The sequence below is a fragment of the Geobacillus sp. LYN3 genome, assembly GCF_003064505.1.
GTDB lineage: Bacteria > Bacillota > Bacilli > Bacillales > Anoxybacillaceae > Parageobacillus_B > Parageobacillus_B toebii.
This window is the reverse complement of record NZ_QCWL01000038.1, coordinates 1-2078: the sequence shown is the minus strand read 5'-3', so window position 1 is coordinate 2078 and position 2078 is coordinate 1. Positions and strand designations below refer to the sequence as shown.

At 40.7% G+C, this 2078-nt stretch carries 1 pseudogene; it reads right to left on the bottom strand.

Annotated features, from left to right (window positions below):
- Nucleotides 1-542 precede the first annotated feature (542 nt).
- Nucleotides 543-1732 (bottom strand): annotated as a pseudogene (locus tag DCC82_RS16835) (ISL3 family transposase).
- Nucleotides 1733-2078 lie beyond the last annotated feature (346 nt).

Below are 2078 nucleotides of genomic sequence, written 5' to 3'. Positions count from 1 at the left end.
TCGCATTTTTTGTACCCTCTATGCACACCTACCTTAAATGATCAAGTACAACTTGTGGTGAAGAGCCAAAAATTATAAAAAAAGGGTTGAATTACATTTGTTGGAGAGTTATCATATTCTATTACCAGAATATGGATAAATCCAGATAAACCTTGCCGTCTCTGGATCGTAATACCGCTCACCATTGAATGCGTGCCTGGTGTATAAGATAATAATGTCGAAAGGTTTTTCTTGACATAAAAAAGACCCCAGCTTACTTCTTGTTGTAAGATAGAGATACCTGACAGAAAACCTCAGATTCTTACAATCCATAACATAAATGGAGGAAGAAGTAATATGGGGTTAAAAAAATGGGGTCTTCACCATTTTCTGTGATTTCTACTCAATCCTAGAGACATGTTAGCTCGATGAAATAGGTTCATCAGTCAGGATCCTTCTTCCGCATACAGACCACGAAGTTGGTAGAATGGAAACAGTCAAGTGCTTTCCTTGACGGGTTCCATTCTACCAACTATCATACCGATAGCGGAAGAAGCGCGTACTTAGACAGCCTGACTACCTGTAGTGTTCCCTGTACACTCCAAAAATACACGTAAACGAAATCGTTCTAGATTCCGATAGCCATATGCCCGGCGTTTGATATTTTTGATCTTGTGATTGTTGCCTTCCATCGTGCATTCGTATACGGGCACAAAAAGTATTGAAGAATAGGCTCCTTCCACCTTTCAAAAGTGTTAGTTGCTTGTTGAAAAGAGACAAAAGGGCTTTTCTTTGCTAACCAAATCCATTATTCCAAGCATTCTTTTGCTTGGTCATAATGATCGGTTCGGTAGAAATCTCGAAATAGCTCCTTGAGATAATAAGCAATCGAAAGTGCGGGATATTCCTCCAAGATATCGTTCAATCGAAACTGCTGATTCTTACGAAGTTTTTCATACCCTTTTAACAGAAGGAATCTAGCCTTTTTCAATCGCGGGAACTCTTTTCGTGCCTGATCCAAGGCTTGTGTCACCTTTTGAACCACATGGTACTTATCGATAACAATCGAAGCAGATGGAAACAGAGCGCGAACCGCCTTGTGATAGGGTTCCCACATGTCAAGAATCACCGTTTGCACCATTTCTTTTGACAGGACGTTTCGGCTCAACAAGTTGATGGTAGAGTCATATTGGCGATCGGCGTTCATTCCCATGACTGATCCGGCTTTGGCATCCATCAACACGGTTTCGTACTGATGTCCCTTTTTTACAGCGATTTCATCTAAGCTAAGCGCCATCCCTTCCTGAAAAGATGCCTCCGTTGCTGTTTGGCGTTCTTTTGCTTTTTTTGACGCGATGGAGTAATAAATGCGTTCCAATGTCGTATATGGGATGCGGTGCTTTCGGCTAACCTCTTGAATGGTGGAGCCTTCACACAGTTCATACAAGTACTCACAAAATCGATTGGTGTCATGCCGGTTTGGTTGAATCGACTCCAAAGTGGCGGAAAACACTTGGAAACAATTCCAGCATCGATAGCGCTTTACCTCTACAAACAAGTACACCGGTTGATGGAAAATCGCCAAATCCCGTACTTTTCGTGTCCGTCTGTCGTGGACAGAGGAAGTGGCAAACCCACAATGAGGGCAACGTTCCTGTGTCTCTGTTTTCTCTACATGAATCGCATAACCATAGGAAAGAAGTTCTTGTTTAATAACTTTAAATTCTGGCAATCCTAGTGGTATAGAAAGCACTTACGAGACCTCCTTAATGTTTATTTCACCACTAACATGATTGCCAGGATCTCGTTAGTGCTTTCTCTTTTTTGTCACTAAATCACAAAATTTGGTGATGAACCATAATTTTTTAGCTTCTCATTCACAATTATCTCAACTTTTCACCAAAAGAACGTAATTGTTTTAGAAGTTTAGCGGTGGCTACTCCTTTGAAGAAAAGGGGACACTGGTGATGACAGTTACGGATGCATTAACGTTTGAAGTGATCCCTGTCAAGTAGATAAGAATAAAAAACAGCTATGAAGAGTATATTTCAAAGTTTTTCGTCAAAATAGGGATTTTCAAATTATCCACAGTTGGTAAA